Source organism: Segetibacter aerophilus (assembly GCF_007991655.1).
In the GTDB taxonomy this organism is placed as follows: domain Bacteria; phylum Bacteroidota; class Bacteroidia; order Chitinophagales; family Chitinophagaceae; genus Segetibacter; species Segetibacter aerophilus.
Window position 1 is genome coordinate 1 of the sequence record NZ_BJYT01000075.1, and the last position, 971, is coordinate 971.

Here is a 971-nt window from a genome sequence, read left to right on the forward strand (position 1 = left end):
TCAGTGCAGTTGCAGGAACGTACAACTTTGGGCCAGGTTCTATAACAGGAAGTACAGGAGCTGCATTCAATGTAACAGGTGGAGCAGCAGTATTGACTTATACGGGAAGCATAACACAAACAACTGCAGCGCAAGCTTTGGTAAATGTCGCAGGAACTCATACAGGAACACTTACGTTTAGCGGCGCTCTTTCAGCAAGTAATGGTACTGGTTTGCAGTTTACTGATGCAGACGGTACTTACAACTTTAATGGAACAACCACTCTTGCTGGCGGTGATGCTGGTATTGATATTTTAAATGGTTCTGCAGGAAGTTTCACTTTCGGGTCAGGCACTACAATCACCAACCCCGCTGGCACTGCATTTAATGTAGATGGAACTACCAGCGCTGTAACTGCAAACATTACCTATGCAGGAACAATAACACAAAATACAGCTGCTCAAAGATGGATTAACATCAATACTTACAACACCGGCACTATTTCTTTCACAGGACTTCCATCAGCATATACCGGTACAACAGGTAGCACGGGTGTTAACCTCAATGCCGTTAATGGTAATGTTACCTTCTCAAACGGATTAACGCTCGGTAGTACAGGCGCACGAATGACAGCCACACCTCTTACAATTACAGGCGGAACAGGTACTTATAACTTCAATGCGCTCAACTTATATACTGCAGGTGTTACAGCTCTTATTGCAACCAATGCTGACGGTACGATCAATACAACATCTGGAACAGTAGACGCAACTGGTGCAACAGCGATAAATATTAGTGGTCCTGCTGGCATCACAACATTAGGAGTGACCTTAACAACAGTTAACTCAACTGCTGGAGCAAACAATGTATTTCTTACAAACTGTGGCGGAACCGCTGCATTAGGTACCGGTACATTGTCAGGAGCAACAGGTAATGCATTTGATGTTACCGGTGGAAATGCTGCAGTCACCTATGCAGGAACAATTACAAAC

At 44.3% G+C, this 971-nt stretch carries 1 protein-coding gene; it reads left to right on the forward strand.

Features of this window, described 5'->3' with window-relative positions; all coding sequences use genetic code 11:
* Window positions 1-971, forward strand: a 971-nt coding sequence (locus SAE01_RS24675; RefSeq protein WP_371860484.1) for a beta strand repeat-containing protein, incomplete at both ends; no start/stop codon positions are given.